Origin of the sequence: Gordonia sp. (in: high G+C Gram-positive bacteria) (assembly GCF_012515855.1) — a bacterium.
GTDB lineage: Bacteria > Actinomycetota > Actinomycetes > Mycobacteriales > Mycobacteriaceae > Gordonia.
The window spans coordinates 1-15,618 of the sequence record NZ_JAAYXO010000027.1 but is presented as its reverse complement, the minus strand read 5'-3'; the positions used below and the strand labels follow the sequence as shown (position 1 = coordinate 15,618).

The window sequence follows — 15,618 nt, the reverse complement described above, 5'->3', positions numbered from 1 at the left end:
TTCGCCCTGCGCGTTCCCTCGCAGGCGCGCTATCTGAGGATGCGGCCCTGCCCGTCGCGGACCGAACCGGTGAAAATCATGATCGCGTCGATCAGAATCCAGATTCCAAGACCGATGAAGATCAAGAAGCCGAAGAAGATGAAGCTGGTGACGAAAGCGACGAACCACAGGATGAGCTGCGTCGCAGCGATACCGGTGGTGCCGATGTACCAGCGGCCCGCGCCTAACCCACCGAGGAACAACTGGAGGAATCCGGCGGTGACCTTGCTGCGGTCGGAGAACGGGATCCCAGTCGCCGGGTCGACCCCGTAGGGCGCCGCAGCGTTGTACCCGCCCTGCGGATAGCCGTAGGCGGCGACGGGATGAGCGACCGGATAGGCGGGAATCGGCGGAGCCGCATAGCCGGGTTGGGCCATCCCGGGGTAGCCCGGCTGCGGGGTGTGGAACGACGGCGCCTGCGGGTAGCTGGGCGCCTGCGGATAATTGCCCGCGGAACCGCCGTAGGGCGCACCCGACTGGTAGTCGTTCACCGCGGGATATCCCTGGTAGGGCGACATCCCCGAGTTGCCATGGCCGTACTCGGTCACGTTGATCCTTTCGAGTTCGAGAACGCGACTCGCGTCAGGGTGCGTTGCCCACCGCGATCGCGATGATCACCACGACAACGAGGATCACGACGGCGAATCCGATCGCCATGCTGATCCACGCCCACTTGGCGAGGTTGCTCGCTGAGGACACCGCGTCGTACGCGGCTTGCTGCTGCCCGACGTACCAGAGCCTGCTGACCGAGTTGCTCTTGTTCAAGCTCATGATGCCGAGCACCAGCGGTGCGATACCGATGACAGTGGTGTAGCAACCGACGACGAGGAGGCCGCTGAAGACGATCGCGAGGATCGCCGACGTCGTGTTGGTCTGGGGCGGCATGGCCTGCGGACTGCCGTAGGCAGCGGGCTGCGGATACGCGGGAACGTACGCCGCAGGCGCGCCGTAGTTCGGGGCCCCGTAACCGCCGTAGGGGTCCGGGGTCGGATACTGCGGCGGCACCGGCTCGCCGTAGTTCGGCTGCGGAGTCAGGTCGCCGTACCCGGGTTGCGGGGCGCCCCCGAACTGCGCTTGCGGCGCACCCTCGTCCACCGACTTCTGGAAGTTCGGCGTTTGCTGAATCTCGGTCTGCGCATAGGCCGGAGACCACTCGGACTCGTAGTAGGGTGCCTGCACCGACGAATCCGGATCGCTCGACTCCGCCTGCATCGCAGTCGCGCCGGCCACCGCGGAGTTGTCCACCACGGTCGTCTTCTCCAGATCGGGCGACGCCGGCTTCTTCTCCAGACTCGGAGGCGCGGTCGTCTCGTCCGCCGCCGACATCGCAGCGTCGTCGCGATCTTGGGGGTTGGTCATATCGTCACACTTTCAAACTTGAGAACGGTTCGATCGGAATGTTGCGGATCACGAACCACACCAGCGTCACTCCGAGCACCACCGCTGGTGCATAGCGAAGAGTCTGCCAGTTCCACAGTCGACGGCCGGTCCACAGTCCGATCGTGTACGTCACGAACGTGAACGCGAGAAGCACCAACGCGATGACGCCGACGGCGTTGTAGTGCAGCGCGGCACCGACGTCACCGTGCATCAGGGAATAGATCGCGCGCAGCGAACCACACCCCGGACAGTTGAGATGAAACAGCGACTTGGTCGGACACGTCGGGAGCACGCCGCCGGGTGTTGTCGGATCGGCGAACCAGATCGCCGTCGCCGCACCTGCGACGCCGACTAAGACCGCGCCGGGGCCGACGTACTTGTTCTGGGCGGCACGCCGGAGCACCCCTAGGAACTTGTCCGAGGGGCGCTCCGCACGCGCATCAGTACGTGGTCGTAGATGCTGAGAAGACACCGAGCGCAACAGCGAGGATGAGGTACAGGACGATCAAGACGACGGAGATGATGGCTCCCCACATCGCGAACTTCTTCGCGTCGTCGGCGGCCTTCTGCGCACCGGCGTAATCGCCCATGGCCCACAGTTTGCTGACCGAGGTCGACTTCACGATCGCGACGATGCCGAGCGGCAGGCAGCACAGGACCGTGCACAGAATCGACCAGACGAGATTATTGTCGGGCTCCATACCGGGCGCGCCGCCCTGGTAGCCGTACTGGGGCGCACCGTACTGGGGCGCACCGAACTCCGGGCCACCTCCGGGCTGGCCACCGAAGGGCTGGCCGCCCGGCTTGTTCTCCGGAAAATCATTCGGGTTAGTCATGTAGTTCAGGGTCCTCTCAGGAATTCGGTCCTCCGAAGACTAAACCACATGGCCGGAAATGTCCCTGCAGCACGAGTCGGTGTCGATCGAACGATATAGGCGCACATCGCATCCCACTCGGCACGGTCCCCTACTTCTCCGGGCCGTCATGTCCGCGCAGCGCCTCGAGGGCATTGCGAATCCGAGTGGTGTCGGCGGCCGTCCACCCCTCGGGCTGGGTCACCGCGATCCACCCGTCGAGGATCACCGTGCCGTAGTTGTGGCCGTGCCCGTCGGGGACACCCGCGGCGTTGCCGAGATCCGCGCTGACCTGCCAGAAGGTGACGATCGGATACCAGCGCATCGCCGTCTCGCGGTCCGGACCCGCTGGTTCCACCAGCCAGTCGGGTCGGCCGAACATCAGGTCCGACGACCACCAGACCACCGGATCCGAGCGATGCTGGATGTACAACACGCGCGGCGACAACCACTCGTCACGGTTGCGGTGGATGCCCTCGGCGTCGTTCGCGAATCGGACCACCAGTCCGTTGGCGTAGGTCGGCTCGGCTTGCGGCGACCCCGGGTCTCGGCGTTCCACCAGCGTGTGCCACAGCTTGTTCGAGTTGGGCGGTCCCACCCACAGGACGCCGTCGACGGTGGAGCGGATGTCGTTGAGGTCGTCGAAGGCGCCCTCGCCGGCCTGCGTGCCGAGGCTCTCGCCGTAGACGAAGAGCTTGGGCCTGCTGCCCTCGGGCTTGGTGAGCCACCGTTCGTGAACGGCGTCCACCAGCCGTCGGCCGGCTTCGGCCGCCTTGGCCTTGTCCGCCAGGAACGACACCCAGCTCGGCAGATACGAGTACTGCGCCGCGACCAGCGCGCTGTCGCCGTTGGCGACGAGCTCGAAGGTCTGCGCGGCAGTCGGATTCACCCAGCCGGTCCCCGTCGTCGGGATCACCACCAGTGTCTGACGGTCGAAGGCGCCGGTGCGCTCCAACTCGTCGACGATCAGCTTCATCTGCGCGTCGATGCCGTCCGCGGACTCCAGCCCCGCATAGACGCGGATCGGTTCCTTGGCCTGCCGGCCGTTGAATTCCGCCAAGCGCGTGGCCTCGACGCCGCCCGACACGAAGTTCCGACCCTCGAACCCGAGGGTGTCCCACTTGGCGAGCGACTGCGGACTGCCGGACTTCTCCGGAAGGGTCGGCCGCTCGGCGCCGTCGCGGGTGTCGTCGTTCTGGACGCTGAAGATCGCGTTCATCGCCGCGTAGCTGCCCCGGATCGCGACGCCGTCGATCAAGGCGAAGGTCGCGATCAGCACCAACAGCAGCGACAATGCGCTGGCCACCCGACGCGGAATCCGGAACACACTCACCAGCTTGTGCGCGACGGCGTGCCCGACGGTCCGTAGCAGGCGGAAGATCCAGACGATGGCGCAGGCGATCACGATGCTGAGCCCGAAGGCGCGCAGATAGCCGACGAACGACGGCGCGTCGGTCCCCATCATGTCGGCCAGCTGGGTCTGCCAGCGGACCGCGAAGGAGAGCGTGAACAGCGACGCCGCCAGGCACAGCAGCGGCACACCGATGCGCAGCGCTCTGCGGATGCGCGGCGACGGAGGCCACCACGACAACCGCGGGAGCAGATACCGCTGCACGGCCAGTGCCAGCAGCACGCCGAGGCCGTACCCGGTGGCCGCGGAAATGCCGCCGATCAGCCCCTGAAACGACCAGTGCCGCGGCAGCAGCGAGGGCGTCAGCGACATCAGGTAGAACAGGGTCGCCATCACCAGTCCGGGCGCATCGATGCGCAGCACGCGCATCACCCGCGTGACGGCCGAGCCCATCCGCATCGAGGAACGACGAACGGCGGCCCGCGGTGTTCTCCGCGGCGCCGCCGTCGTCTCCTGAGTGGGGTCGGCCAACGATCTGGGACTAGCCGAACAGCTTCGGCAGGGTGCCCTCGTGGACCTCGCGCAGTTCGTCGAGCGTCACCGAGAAGTGGTCCTGGACCTCGAGCGAATCGCTGCCCTGGTCGACGACACCGATGCGCGTCCACGGCATCTCGCGGGCGTCGAGCATCGCGCAGAAGCGCGACTCCTCGGTGCGCGGGACGGCGACCAGCACGCGGCCCGCCGACTCGGAGAACAGCGTGACGAACGGATCGGCACCCTCCGGAAGGAGGATGCGGCAGCCGGTCTCACCCGCGAGTGCGGCTTCGGCGACCACCTGGATCAGGCCGCCCTCGGAGAGGTCGTGGGCCGCGGAGACGAGGCCGTCGCGCGAGGCGGCGACCAGGATCTCGCCGAGCAGGCGCTCACGGTCGAGGTCGACCTTCGGCGGCACGCCACCGAGGTGGTCGTGCTCCACCTGCGCCCAGATGGAGCCGTCGAACTCGTCGTGGGTCTCGCCGAGCAGGATCAGGGTCTCGCCCGGTTCGGTGCCGATGTCGGTGGGGATGCGGCGGGCGACGTCGTCGATGACGCCGAGCACGCCGACCACCGGGGTCGGCAGGATCGGGGTAGTGCCCGTCTGGTTGTAGAAGCTCACGTTGCCGCCGGTCACCGGGATGCCCAGCTTGGCGCAGCCGTCGGCGAGGCCGCGGACGGCCTGGCTGAACTGCCACATGACGGCCGGGTCCTCGGGCGAGCCGAAGTTGAGGCAGTTGGTGACCGCGCGGGGGCTGGCCCCGGTCACCGACACGTTGCGGTAGGCCTCGGCGAGCGCGAGCTGTGCGCCGGTGTACGGGTCCAGGTAGGTGTAGCGGCCCGACGCGTCGGTCGAGATCGCGACGCCGCGACCGGTCTCCTCGTCGATGCGGATGACACCGGAGTCGGCGTTCTCGGCGAGCACCGTGTTGCCGCGGACGTAGCGGTCGTACTGCTCGGTGATGAACTTGCGGCTGCACAGCGCGGGGCTGGCCAGCAGCTTCAGGAAGGTCTCGCGGAGTTCCTCGGAGGTCTCCGGGCGCTTCAGGTTCGCGGTGGTCGAGGCGATGACCTCGTCCTGCCACTCCGGGCGCTCGACGGGACGGTTGTACACCGGGCCGTCATGAGCGACGGTGCGCGGCGGCACGTCCACCACGGTCTCGCCGTGCCAGTCGACCACGAGATGCTCACCGTCGGTGACCTCACCGATCACGGTGGCGAGGACGTCCCACTTGCGGCAGACGGCCATGAACTCGTCGACGTTCTCGGGGGTCACGACCGCGCACATGCGCTCCTGCGACTCCGACGACAGCACCTCCGCCGCGGTCATGCCCTCGGCGCGCATCGGGACCTTGTCGAGATCGATGTGCATGCCGCCGTCACCGGCCGCAGCCAGCTCGCTGGTGGCGCACGACAGGCCCGCGCCGCCGAGGTCCTGGATGCCGACGACGAGCTCGGCGCGGTACAGATCCAGGCAGCACTCGATGAGCACCTTCTCGGTGAACGGGTCGCCCACCTGCACGCTCGGCAGCTTCTTGCGCGACGGGCCGTCTTCATCGTCGAAGGTCTCGGACGCGAGGACCGAGACACCGCCGATGCCGTCCAGGCCGGTCCGGGCGCCGAACAGGATGATCTTGTTGCCCGTGCCCGACGCGAACGCCAGGTGCAGGTCCTCGGTGCGCAGCAGGCCGGCGCACAGCGCGTTGACGAGCGGGTTGGCCTGGTAGCTGGAGTCGAAGACGGTCTCGCCGCCCACGTTCGGCAGGCCGAGCGAGTTGCCGTAGCCGCCGACGCCGCGCACCACGCCGTCCACCACGCGACGGGTGTCGGGGTGATCGACCGCGCCGAAGCGAAGCTGGTCCATCACGGCGATCGGGCGGGCGCCCATGGCCATGATGTCCCGCACGATGCCGCCCACGCCGGTCGCGGCGCCCTGGTAGGGCTCCACGTAGCTCGGGTGGTTGTGCGACTCCACCTTGAAGGTCACCGCCCAGCCGTCGCCGACGTCGACGACGCCCGCGTTCTCGCCGATGCCGGCCAGCATCCCGGCCTTCATCTCATCGGTGGTGGTCTCGCCGAAGTAGCGCAGATGCACCTTCGACGACTTGTAGCTGCAGTGCTCGGACCACATCACCGAGTACATCGCGAGTTCGGCGTCGGTGGGACGACGGCCGAGGATCTCACGGATCCGGGCGTATTCGTCGTCCTTGAGGCCGAGTTCAGCCCAAGGCTGCGGCAACTCGGGGGTATCGGCGGCGTGGGAAACGGTATCGACCTGGGCGCTCACGTGGAACAGTCTATGTCAGTTCTCGAGATGACCGGTCCAGCCCCCGAGTCTGTCGATCGACTGACGTCCGGGTCGTCGCCCTTCGCGCGCTGCTACCGTCACCATTGACATCGATCGACCTCAGCGCGGCTACCAATCCGGAGGACCTCTCATGGCCACTGCTCTTCGTGTTCGGCTCGGCGCCGCAGCCCTGTTCTGCGCCGGGGTCGCCGTCCTCGCCGGATGCTCGGACTCCGCCGACTCCACCGACTCCGCCTCAGCAACCACCACTTCGACAACCACCACCTCGTCCGCAACGACGGCTCCGTCGACGCCGACCACCACCTCGCCCACCGAGGCCGACGACGCCCCCGTCTCCGAGGTCCCCGCGCCGGCGAACTGGGAGTCGATGACCTGCAAGGACTTCAGTGAGCTGACACTGTCGGAGCAGGTCGCGATCTTCCGCGCCCAAGGCAGTCCGGCACCGATCGAGGCACTGACCACCGCGGCCAAACTGATGAGCACCGGCTGCCAGGGCTTCCCCGACCTTCCGCTCAAGGACGCGCTCGCGGGCAACATCCCGGGGTGAGCCTCGACTGACCACCGCCCTCCGATGGTCGGAGGTTCCGAATCGCCGGTCCTCCCCCGCACGGGACGCTAATGTTCCCGGCAACACCATCCAAGATTCGGGGGGATCGAGATGAATGTCGGGAACAGCACTGTGCGCGGATCGGGAGGGCTCCCGACCGATGGGCTCTCGACTGGGATTCCTGTCACAGCGAGCGCGCGGGACTACTTCACCGCCGGCCTGAGCGCGCTAGGCGTCCTCGCCGGCGACGCACCGCCCGACCGGGAGCGCGCGCTGCGTGCCTTTGTCCGGGCCTGTGAGATCGACCCGGAGATGGGCGACGCCTGGCTCGGCCGGGTGGCCGCGGGCGACCGGTCGGGGGTCGCGCTGCTCGGCCTGTACCGCTCGCGTTCCACCATCGGCGTCGACCAGCGCCGCATCGGGCTGCCCACCGGATATCTGGTGGGCCACCTCCCGACCGGCATGTTCATCGATCTGCCGATCGCCCGACCGGTCGACGCGACGGCCGCGTACGCCGCCTCGCTGCTCGTGGGCGGCGACGTCCGGGGCGCCGCCGAGGTCCTCGACCAAGCAGCGCACACCGATGACCCGTCGATCGTCTTCTGCCGCGCCCTCGCGGCCCTCCGGGAATCACGGTGGCGCGCGGTACTCGACGTCCTCGGCACCGTCGACTGGCCGGACCCAGTCCTGCGCGCCGCGACCGACTTCCTCGGCGGCACCGCGTGCGCCCAGCTCGGCCTGTTCGACCAAGCCCTGCGGCGTCTGGAGAGCACCCGCGACTCCGCGCTGGACAATGCCCGCCCGCAGGCCCTCTTCATGATCGGGATGACCCATCGTTCTCGCGGCGACGAGACCGCCGCGCGCCTGAGTCTGGAAGAGGCGTTCGCGCTGGATTCGGGGCTGGCGGAGGCCGAGCGTGCACTGGCCGATCCGTCGTACCGGCTGGTGATCGGCGACGCCGCCCCGCCGAACGTCGCAACGTCTGCGGTCGAGGACACCGCCGGGACACGCGCGACGGCCGACGACGCCGCCGTCCGTGCGGTGACCGACGAACTCGCCGCTCAAGTCGGGCTCGCGACGGTGAAGGACCAGGTGGAGCGCCTGCGCGCGACGGTCGCACTGTCGCAGATCCGCGCCGGGAAGGGACTGCGAACGCATTCGCGCAGTCTGCATCTGGCGTTCACCGGCCCACCCGGCACCGGCAAGACCACCGTCGCCCGACTGGTGGCGCGTCTGTACTGCGCACTCGGCCTGCTGGCCACCGACACCGTGGTCGAGGTCAGCCGTAAAGACCTGGTGGGCCAGCACCTCGGAGCCACCGCGCCCAAGACCTCGGCAGTGGTGGACTCCGCGCTCGACGGGGTGCTGCTGATCGACGAGGCCTACACGTTGGCCCAGGAGGGTCTGTCGGGCGGCGACGCCTTCGGCCGCGAGGCCATCGACACGCTGCTCGCGCGGATGGAGAACGACCGCGACCGCCTGGTGGTGATCATCGCCGGATACGACGACGAGATCGACCGACTCCTGGCCACCAACGAGGGGCTCGCCTCGCGTTTCGCCCGTCGCATTCGCTTCGAGTCGTACACGTCCGGAGAGCTGATCCGCATCGCCGAAACGATGGCGCAGCGCCGGGACGCACGGTTGTCGTCGGAGGCCGCCGCGACTCTCGAAGCGGCGTTCGCCGATCTGTACGACAGCACCGTCGACGGTCGACGCGCGTCCGACCTCGCGGGCAACGGTCGCTACGTGCGGAATGTGGTGGAGGCCGCCGAGGAGGAACGGGAACTCCGCCTGGCCACCGGCCCCGACCTCGATCGACTGAACGAGATGCAGCTGATGACGATTACCGGCGACGACGCGCGCGCCGCCCTCGCGCGGTTGCGGTAGTCGGCGGGAGCTCGGCACTGTTCGTTTCGCCGAATGACGGAGGAGGTCGACGGCCGTACATTCTTCCCATGCAACCGCCCTCGACACCCTCGCAGTCGCCGACACCGTCGCCCGTACCGATCCCGACCGCGGGAGTCAGCGCGCGATCGACCACCAAGACGATTCTCGACGTATTCGGCGTCCTGGTCTGCTGGCTGATCCAGTTGCTCACCGCGATGTGGACGACGAATGCGTCGCTGATCTTCGATTTCACCTCCGCGAGCACCTGCACCGTCGACTGCGACGGTGTCGGCGGTCTCGGCATCGCGTTCCCGGTCGCCATCATCGGCGCCGCGGTGCTCGGCATCGGGACGGTGGCCCTGTGCATCTACGTGTTCGTGAAGGGCCGCCTCGCCACCGGCTGGGCCGCGATGTTCGTAGCGCTCCAGTTCCTGGTGTTCTTCTCCGTCGAGGTGCTGAACGCCAATCCGTAACGATCGATCTGCGTAGGGAATGGTCGATGCCGGCCACCATTCCCTACGCAGATCCCCTGCCCGGCCTTACAGCGCCACCGCACCGCGGGCGTTCAGGAGCTCGATGACCTGCTGAACGCACCCCGAACCGTCGCCGTTGAGCATGTGCCAGTCGTACTGCAACTCGCGCCACTCGATGCTCTCCAGGTAGTTGGCCTTCGCCAGGTCGTTGCCGTGGCGTCGGGAGTCGCGATGGAATGCCCATCCCGAGATCTCCACCGCCACCCGGTGCTCCGGCCACGCGAAGTCCAGCCTCCATCGACTGCACGACAACTGCTGAACCCACCCGGTGACGCCCCACTCCCGCAGCAACCGGACAAAAAGTCGCTCCGCTTCCGACTCGCTGGCCGAGCCCGCGATCTTCACCAGGCGCCGCGCCTCAACGATCCCCCGCATCCCGGATGCCTCGTCGACCGCTCGTTCCAAGTCCGCGAGCGTCACCTGGCCGATCTGCAGCATGCGATCGAGGAAGGCAGTGCCCTCGGGAAGCTCGACCGCCGCGATCAGCGCCGTCAGCGGCTTGGCGGTCGCTCGCAGCCCGCGTACCTGCGTCACCCACTCCGGCCGCAGGTTGCGCCGGCTGACTCGGGTCTCGACCGGCCAGTCGATCGGGGCGGGCTTCGCGACGCAGGAGATCGTCAAAGGAACCGGTAGCGTCGCGATCATCCCGTGCCACCACGCGGCGGTGGGGCCGTCCGCGACACCGTTGTGCGCAATGACCACGGCGCGCACCATCGCCGCCTCGGTGAAGTCGTGCGACGCGGACCGGAAGAGTCCGTATGACAGGCGGATCCATTCGCCGCGAACCTCTCGGCCGCGGATCTGCGCGCGGCTCAGACCGCACGACAGCGCCTGCCTGGTTGTGATCACACCGTCATGAGCGGCCAGCGCGGCCGCGACGTCCCCGAAATCCCCCATATAAGTTGGACGCGCCGGACCCGGAATCGGTTCCATCGCATTCTGCGTAGGGAATTCGACCTGGGAGGTACCAAATCCAACGCAGAATCGTCAGTACATCAGCGGCGCTGAAGTACTACTCGCAATAGGCCCGTCTACAACCCCAGCTCGCGCAGGATTCGATCGGCGACCTCGCGCGGCGAGCCGTCGGCGGGACGGATCACCAGATCCGGGTTCTGCGGTGCCTCGTACGGGGAGTCGACGCCGGTGAACTGCGTGATCTCCCCCGCTCGCGCCTTCGCATACAGGCCCTTCGGGTCGCGGGCCTCGCAATCCGCCAGCGGCGTGTCGACGAAGATCTCGTAGAACGGCAGATCGGCGGCCTCGTGGATCTCGCGCGCCCGCTGCCGTTCTGCGGCGAACGGACTGATCAGCGAGACCAGCGTGACCGCTCCGGAATCGGCGAACAGCGCGGCCACCTCGGCGGTGCGGCGAATGTTCTCGCGACGGTCGTCGTCGCCGAACCCGAGGTCGCCGTTGAGTCCGTGTCGCAGGTTGTCGCCGTCGAGCAGGTAGGCCGGTCGGCCTTCGGCGACCACGCGGCGCTCCAATTCCATCGCGATGGTCGACTTCCCCGATCCCGACAGCCCGGTGAGCCACACCGTCGCGCCCCGGTGGGCCCGGTGCTCACGGCCGACCTTGGTGGACTGCCAGACCACCTGGGTGTCGTGGGCCAGCGGAGCGGTGATCATGCCCGCGGCGACGGTCGCGTTGGTCGCCTCATCGATCAGAATGAAGCTGCCCGTCGCCCGGTTGCGGCGGTACTCGTCGAACATCACCGGGGTCTGCGCGTGCAGCGACAGCCGCCCGATCTCGTTGAGGGTCAGGGCTTTCGCCGACTCGTCGCGGTGGAGCGTGTTGACGTCGAGGCGGTAGTTGAGGCCGTCGATGCGGACGCGGGTCTCGCGGGTGCCGCACAGCATGCGGTAGGTGTTGCCGGGCGCCAGCTGTGACGATTCGGAGAACCAGCAGACCATCGCGTCGATCTCCCGGCCGACGTGCGGCCGATTGTTGGGGCGCACCAGCATGTCGCCGCGGACGATGTCGATCTCGTCCTCGAGGGCGATCGAGACGGCCTGCGAGGCGAAGGCCTCGTCGAGTTCCACGCCGCCCGGTCCCCAGATCTGCTTCACCGAGGTGCCGAAGCCGCTGGGCAACGCGACCACCTTGTCGCCGACCGCGAAGGTGCCGCCGGCGACGGTTCCGGCGAACGCGCGGTGGTCGAAGCCGTCGCTGCGCTGCGGTCGGATGACGTACTGAACCGGGAAACGCGCATCGCGCAGGTTGCGGTCGGAGGCGATGTAGACGTTCTCCAGGTGGCTCAGCAGCGGGCGCCCGGAGTACCACGGCATCGCCTCGGAACGCTCGACCACGTTGTCGCCGCGGAGCGCCGAGATCGGGATGAACGCGAGGTCGGTGACATTGAGCTTGGCCGCGAAGGCCACCACTTCGGCGCGGATCTCCTCGAACCGCTCCTCGGAGTAGTCCACCAGGTCCATCTTGTTGATACAGATCGCCAGGTGCGGAATGCCGAGCAACGACGACAGGAACGCGTGGCGCCGAGTCTGCTCCAGCACGCCCTTGCGAGCGTCGACGAGGATGATCGCGACATCGGCGGTCGACGCGCCGGTGACCATGTTGCGCGTGTACTGCACGTGGCCCGGCGAGTCGGCGATGATGAACTTCCGCGCAGGCGTCGCGAAGTAGCGGTAGGCCACGTCGATGGTGATCCCCTGCTCCCGCTCGGCGCGGAGGCCGTCGGTGAGGAGCGCGAGGTCGGCGTAGTCGTCGCCGCGCTTGGCGCTGGTCCGCTCGATGGCCTCGAGTTGATCGGTGAGGATGGCCTTGGAGTCGTACAGCAGCCGGCCGATGAGCGTCGACTTCCCGTCGTCGACGCTGCCCGCGGTCGCGATGCGCAGCAGTTCGGCGGGGGCGACGTCGGGTGCAGTCGCGTCGGGACTCATCAGAAGTAGCCTTCCTTCTTGCGATCTTCCATGCCTGCTTCGGAGATGCGGTCGTCGGCGCGGGTGGCGCCGCGTTCGGTGACGCGGGTGGCGGCCACCTCGGCGATCACCTTCTCCGGGGTATCGGCGTCGCTCTCGACGCAGCCGGTGCAGGTGGCGTCGCCGACGGTGCGGAAGCGCACGCGTTCGGTGTGCGAGGTCTCGCCCGGGTAGGTCTCGAGGAATCGGGTCTTGGCCAGGAGCATCCCGTCGCGTGGGACCACCTCGCGGTCGTGGGCGTAGTAGATCGACGGGAGGTCGATGTTCTCCTGCGCGATGTAGTTCCAGATGTCGAGCTCGGTCCAGTTGCTCAGCGGGAACACCCGAATGTGCTCGTCCCGCTCGCAGTGCCCGTTGTAGAGGTTCCAGAGTTCGGGTCGCTGATTGCGCGGGTCCCATGCGCCGAAGGAGTCGCGGAAGCTGAAGAAGCGTTCCTTGGCGCGGGCCTTCTCCTCGTCGCGACGCGCGCCGCCGAAGACCGCGTCGAACCGGTTCTCGGTGATCCCCCGCAGCAGCGCGGCGGTCTGCAGCCGGTTGCGGGAGGTCCCCGGTCCGGTCTGCTCCACCACGCGTCCGGCGTCGATGTCGTCCTGCACGCTGCTGACGATCAACTGCACGCCGGTCTCGGCGACCACCCAGTCGCGGTACTCGATCACCTCGTCGAAGTTGTGGCCGGTGTCGACGTGCATCAGCGGGAACGGGACCGGTGCCGGCCAGAAGGCCTTCTGCGCCAGGTGGAACATGACCACCGAGTCCTTGCCGCCGGAGAAAAGCATCGCCGGGTGCTCGAACGTGGCCGCGACCTCGCGGAAGATGTGAACCGACTCCGCCTCCAGCTCTTCGAGCGTGGTGAGGTCGTACCGTCGGCCGACACCGGCCGACGCGGTGGCACCGGTTCCGTCGGGTGAGGTGATCATCGGCAGGCACTCCCTTGACGTGTCGAATATTCGACACTTAGTGTTGGCAATATGACAGGTACGGTAGGCGAGCGGGCGACCGACCGTCAATCGTCCCCACCCACGCGGCGGGTGGTCGAGGTAATGAAGCTGCTGGTGGAGGCCTCGAGTGACACGCTCACCCTCGCCGACGTCGTGCGGGCGACCGGCATTCCGCGCGGCACCGCGCACGCGATCGTCACCCAACTCTGCGACCTCGGTTGGGTCACCCGCCACTCCGACAACTCCCTGACCCTCGGCGTCGACTTCCTCGCCACCAGCCGCCGCGCCGCCCGCGTCGACATCGTCGCGGCAGCCGCCACCCCGCACGTGGCCGCACTGGTGGAATCCACCGACATTCCCGCCTTCCTCGCTCAACGCCGCGGCGACACCATCACCGTCACCGACCACCTCGCGCCTGGCCCGAGTCCGTCGCCGACAGTCACGTCACCGGCAGCCCCGGTCCGTCACATGGAGCTACGACCTCCACTCTGCCGCGAGTTCATCGCCTGGGCCGACGACGACACGCGCGCCGCGTGGCTCAATCGGGCGCCCGCCGATCAGCGCCCCCGGCTGACGGCAGTCCTGGGCGCGATCCGGGAACGCGGCTACTCCATCGAGCGCATCACCGACCACCACCGCGCGATCATCGACGCCCTCGGCGACCTCGACGAGATGCCCGCGCAGGTACGCGCCCGCATGGTCGACCTGGTCTCAGAGTTGACGGCGATCGACTATCTGCCGGACGAACTCGTCGACGAGGTGGGCGCGGTCAGTCTCGGCGCACCGATCTTCGACGGCGACGTCGTGGTCGCCGCGCTGGTCTCGTGCCCCGATCGAACGATGCCGGCCGCGCGCGTGACCGCCCTCGGCGATGCCGTCCGGCGCGCCGCCGCCGCAGCGACCGCCGCGCTCGCCGGGTAGTCGCGCACCTCACCATTGCCCTCGACGACCTTTGCGGGCTAGATTTTTTACAAGATTTCATTGTTTTTATTGAGAGGACAGCTTTCATGCCCGACGTGACCCTGGACGTCCGCGAGATCCCAAAGCCCTCGCGCCACCCGAAGATCTTCGGCATCTTCGACTCGCTGGCCGTCGGCGAAGCCCTCATCCTGGTGAACGACCACGACCCCCGCCACCTGCACGACGAGTTCGAGGAGAAACTGCCGGGCGGCTACGGGTGGGAGTACCTGGTGCGCGAGAAGCGCGACTACCGCATCCGGATCAGCAAGGTCACCGAGGCCGCCCCCGCCCGCAGGCTCGGCAACACCGCCGAGCTGACGCAGCGTGAGGTCGACGCCGCCGACGTCGCGTGGAAGCTCGACTTCGGTGGACGCGGCCTCGACTCCAACCTGATCCGTCTCGCCCCCGGCGGCGAGATCGCCACCCACCGCGGCGGCGAAGTGGACGTCCTGGTGCACGTGTTGTCCGGCTCCGGCACCCTCGGCGCCGAGACCGGCGACGTCGCGGTGACCGCGGGTGACCTGCTCTGGCTGCCGCATCACTCGCAGCGGTCGTTCAGCGCCGGGCCGGACGGCCTCGACTATCTGACGGTCCACACGCACCGCGAGCCGTCGCTCACCATCGAGCCCTTCGACCCGAAGCGGTGACGTCGTGACCTACGTGATCGCGGAACCGTGTGTCGACGTGATGGATCGAGCCTGCGTCGAGGAGTGTCCCGTCGACTGCATCTACGAGGGCGGTCGAAGCCTATACATCCACCCGGACGAATGCGTCGACTGCGGTGCATGCGAACCGGTGTGCCCGGTGGAGGCGATCTTTTACGAGGACGACGTGCCCGACCAGTGGACGGCGTACATCACCGACAACGCCGACTTCTTCGTCAAGACGCTCGACGGCCAGGGCGGCCCCCTCGGCTCGCCCGGCGGCGCGGCGAAAGTGGGCGCGGTCCCCGCCGACGCCCCGGTCGTCGCCGGACTGCCGCCCCAGGGCGACGATTGACCTCCCGACGATTGACCTCCCGACGACTGAACCCGAACGACAGGCACCGAACAGCAGGCCCATGCGCTCAACGATCCTCGACGCCCTCCGCGGCTCCGACACGGCGATGACAGTCGCCGAACTCGCCTCTCACTGCGCAATGCCCACGACCACCGTCCGCTTCCACCTGCACGCCCTGGTCGACGACGGACTCGTGGTCGTGGAGCAGGCCGAGCAGAGCGTGCGGGGTCGTCCGCGGCTGCGATACCGCGCCCGGCCGGCGATGGACCCCTCGGGTCCCCGCACCTACGACGTGCTGGCAGAGGTCCTGGTGCAGGCCGTGGCCTCGGCGCCCGACGCCGAGGCCCGA

16 protein-coding genes are annotated in these 15,618 nt (G+C 68.1%); 7 read left to right on the top strand and 9 right to left on the bottom strand.

The window, feature by feature from the left end:
- Positions 1 to 29 precede the first annotated feature (29 nt).
- From GX543_RS01790 to purL, 6 genes are all read right to left on the bottom strand, one after another.
- On the bottom strand, positions 30 to 587 hold the full coding sequence (locus tag GX543_RS01790; RefSeq protein ID WP_290849414.1) for an NINE protein: 558 nt from the start codon (positions 585 to 587) through the stop codon (positions 30 to 32).
- A 34-nt stretch (positions 588 to 621) separates the two neighbouring features.
- Positions 622 to 1,398, bottom strand: coding sequence for a hypothetical protein (locus GX543_RS01785; protein ID WP_290849413.1), 777 nt, complete (start codon positions 1,396 to 1,398; stop codon positions 622 to 624).
- A 4-nt stretch (positions 1,399 to 1,402) separates the two neighbouring features.
- The gene (locus GX543_RS01780; protein WP_290849417.1) at positions 1,403 to 1,744 is read right to left on the bottom strand and encodes a DUF2752 domain-containing protein; all 342 of its coding nucleotides are present in this window, start codon (positions 1,742 to 1,744) and stop codon (positions 1,403 to 1,405) included.
- 115 nt (positions 1,745 to 1,859) lie between these two features.
- Positions 1,860 to 2,255, bottom strand: coding sequence for a CD225/dispanin family protein (locus GX543_RS01775; RefSeq protein WP_290849412.1), 396 nt, complete (start codon positions 2,253 to 2,255; stop codon positions 1,860 to 1,862).
- Between the two features lie 130 nt (positions 2,256 to 2,385).
- Positions 2,386 to 4,083 carry an alpha/beta hydrolase gene (locus GX543_RS01770; protein ID WP_290849416.1) on the bottom strand — a complete coding sequence of 566 codons (1,698 nt, stop codon included), beginning with the start codon at positions 4,081 to 4,083 and terminating at the stop codon, positions 2,386 to 2,388.
- Positions 4,084 to 4,165: 82 nt separating this feature from the next.
- The gene (gene purL / locus GX543_RS01765; protein ID WP_290849411.1) at positions 4,166 to 6,445 is read right to left on the bottom strand and encodes a phosphoribosylformylglycinamidine synthase subunit PurL; all 2,280 of its coding nucleotides are present in this window, start codon (positions 6,443 to 6,445) and stop codon (positions 4,166 to 4,168) included.
- Between the two features lie 151 nt (positions 6,446 to 6,596).
- Here purL and GX543_RS01760 point away from each other — a divergent pair, with 151 nt between their 5' ends.
- The 3 genes from GX543_RS01760 to GX543_RS01750 all read left to right on the top strand — a co-directional run bounded on the left by GX543_RS01760 (position 6,597) and on the right by GX543_RS01750 (position 9,373).
- Entirely contained in the window at positions 6,597 to 7,013 is a 417-nt protein-coding gene (locus GX543_RS01760; protein ID WP_290849410.1) for a hypothetical protein, read from the top strand.
- Positions 7,014 to 7,145: 132 nt separating this feature from the next.
- Positions 7,146 to 8,900, top strand: a complete 1,755-nt coding sequence (gene eccA, locus GX543_RS01755) for a type VII secretion AAA-ATPase EccA (RefSeq protein ID WP_290849409.1) — start codon at positions 7,146 to 7,148, stop codon at positions 8,898 to 8,900.
- Positions 8,901 to 8,968: 68 nt separating this feature from the next.
- Entirely contained in the window at positions 8,969 to 9,373 is a 405-nt protein-coding gene (locus tag GX543_RS01750) for a hypothetical protein (protein ID WP_290849408.1), read from the top strand.
- Positions 9,374 to 9,439: 66 nt separating this feature from the next.
- Here the strand turns inward: GX543_RS01750 and GX543_RS01745 are convergent, their stop codons facing one another.
- The 3 genes from GX543_RS01745 to cysD form a co-directional block, all read right to left on the bottom strand.
- A complete protein-coding gene (locus GX543_RS01745) occupies positions 9,440 to 10,330 on the bottom strand; it encodes a type IV toxin-antitoxin system AbiEi family antitoxin domain-containing protein (protein ID WP_366929046.1) in 891 nt (296 codons plus the stop codon).
- A gap of 134 nt (positions 10,331 to 10,464) precedes the next feature.
- Positions 10,465 to 12,333 (bottom strand): adenylyl-sulfate kinase, encoded by a 1,869-nt coding sequence (cysC, locus tag GX543_RS01740; protein ID WP_290849405.1) that lies wholly within the window; start codon positions 12,331 to 12,333, stop codon positions 10,465 to 10,467.
- Complete coding sequence (cysD, locus tag GX543_RS01735) at positions 12,333 to 13,289, bottom strand: sulfate adenylyltransferase subunit CysD (protein ID WP_290849404.1); 957 nt, start codon at positions 13,287 to 13,289, stop codon at positions 12,333 to 12,335. Before cysD ends, cysC begins: the two co-directional genes overlap by 1 nt.
- Before the next feature lie 51 nt (positions 13,290 to 13,340).
- Here cysD and GX543_RS01730 point away from each other — a divergent pair, with 51 nt between their 5' ends.
- The 4 genes from GX543_RS01730 to GX543_RS01715 form a co-directional block, all read left to right on the top strand.
- Positions 13,341 to 14,231: a helix-turn-helix domain-containing protein gene (locus GX543_RS01730; protein WP_290849403.1), complete on the top strand. Its 891-nt coding sequence runs from the start codon at positions 13,341 to 13,343 to the stop codon at positions 14,229 to 14,231.
- Positions 14,232 to 14,317: 86 nt separating this feature from the next.
- A complete protein-coding gene (locus GX543_RS01725) occupies positions 14,318 to 14,917 on the top strand; it encodes a DUF2249 domain-containing protein (RefSeq protein WP_290849401.1) in 600 nt (199 codons plus the stop codon).
- Between the two features lie 4 nt (positions 14,918 to 14,921).
- Positions 14,922 to 15,269: a ferredoxin gene (gene fdxA, locus GX543_RS01720; RefSeq protein WP_290849400.1), complete on the top strand. Its 348-nt coding sequence runs from the start codon at positions 14,922 to 14,924 to the stop codon at positions 15,267 to 15,269.
- The coding region (locus tag GX543_RS01715) for a helix-turn-helix domain-containing protein (RefSeq protein WP_290849415.1) at positions 15,265 to 15,618 on the top strand (354 nt) is incomplete at its 3' end. The genes fdxA and GX543_RS01715, both read left to right, overlap by 5 nt.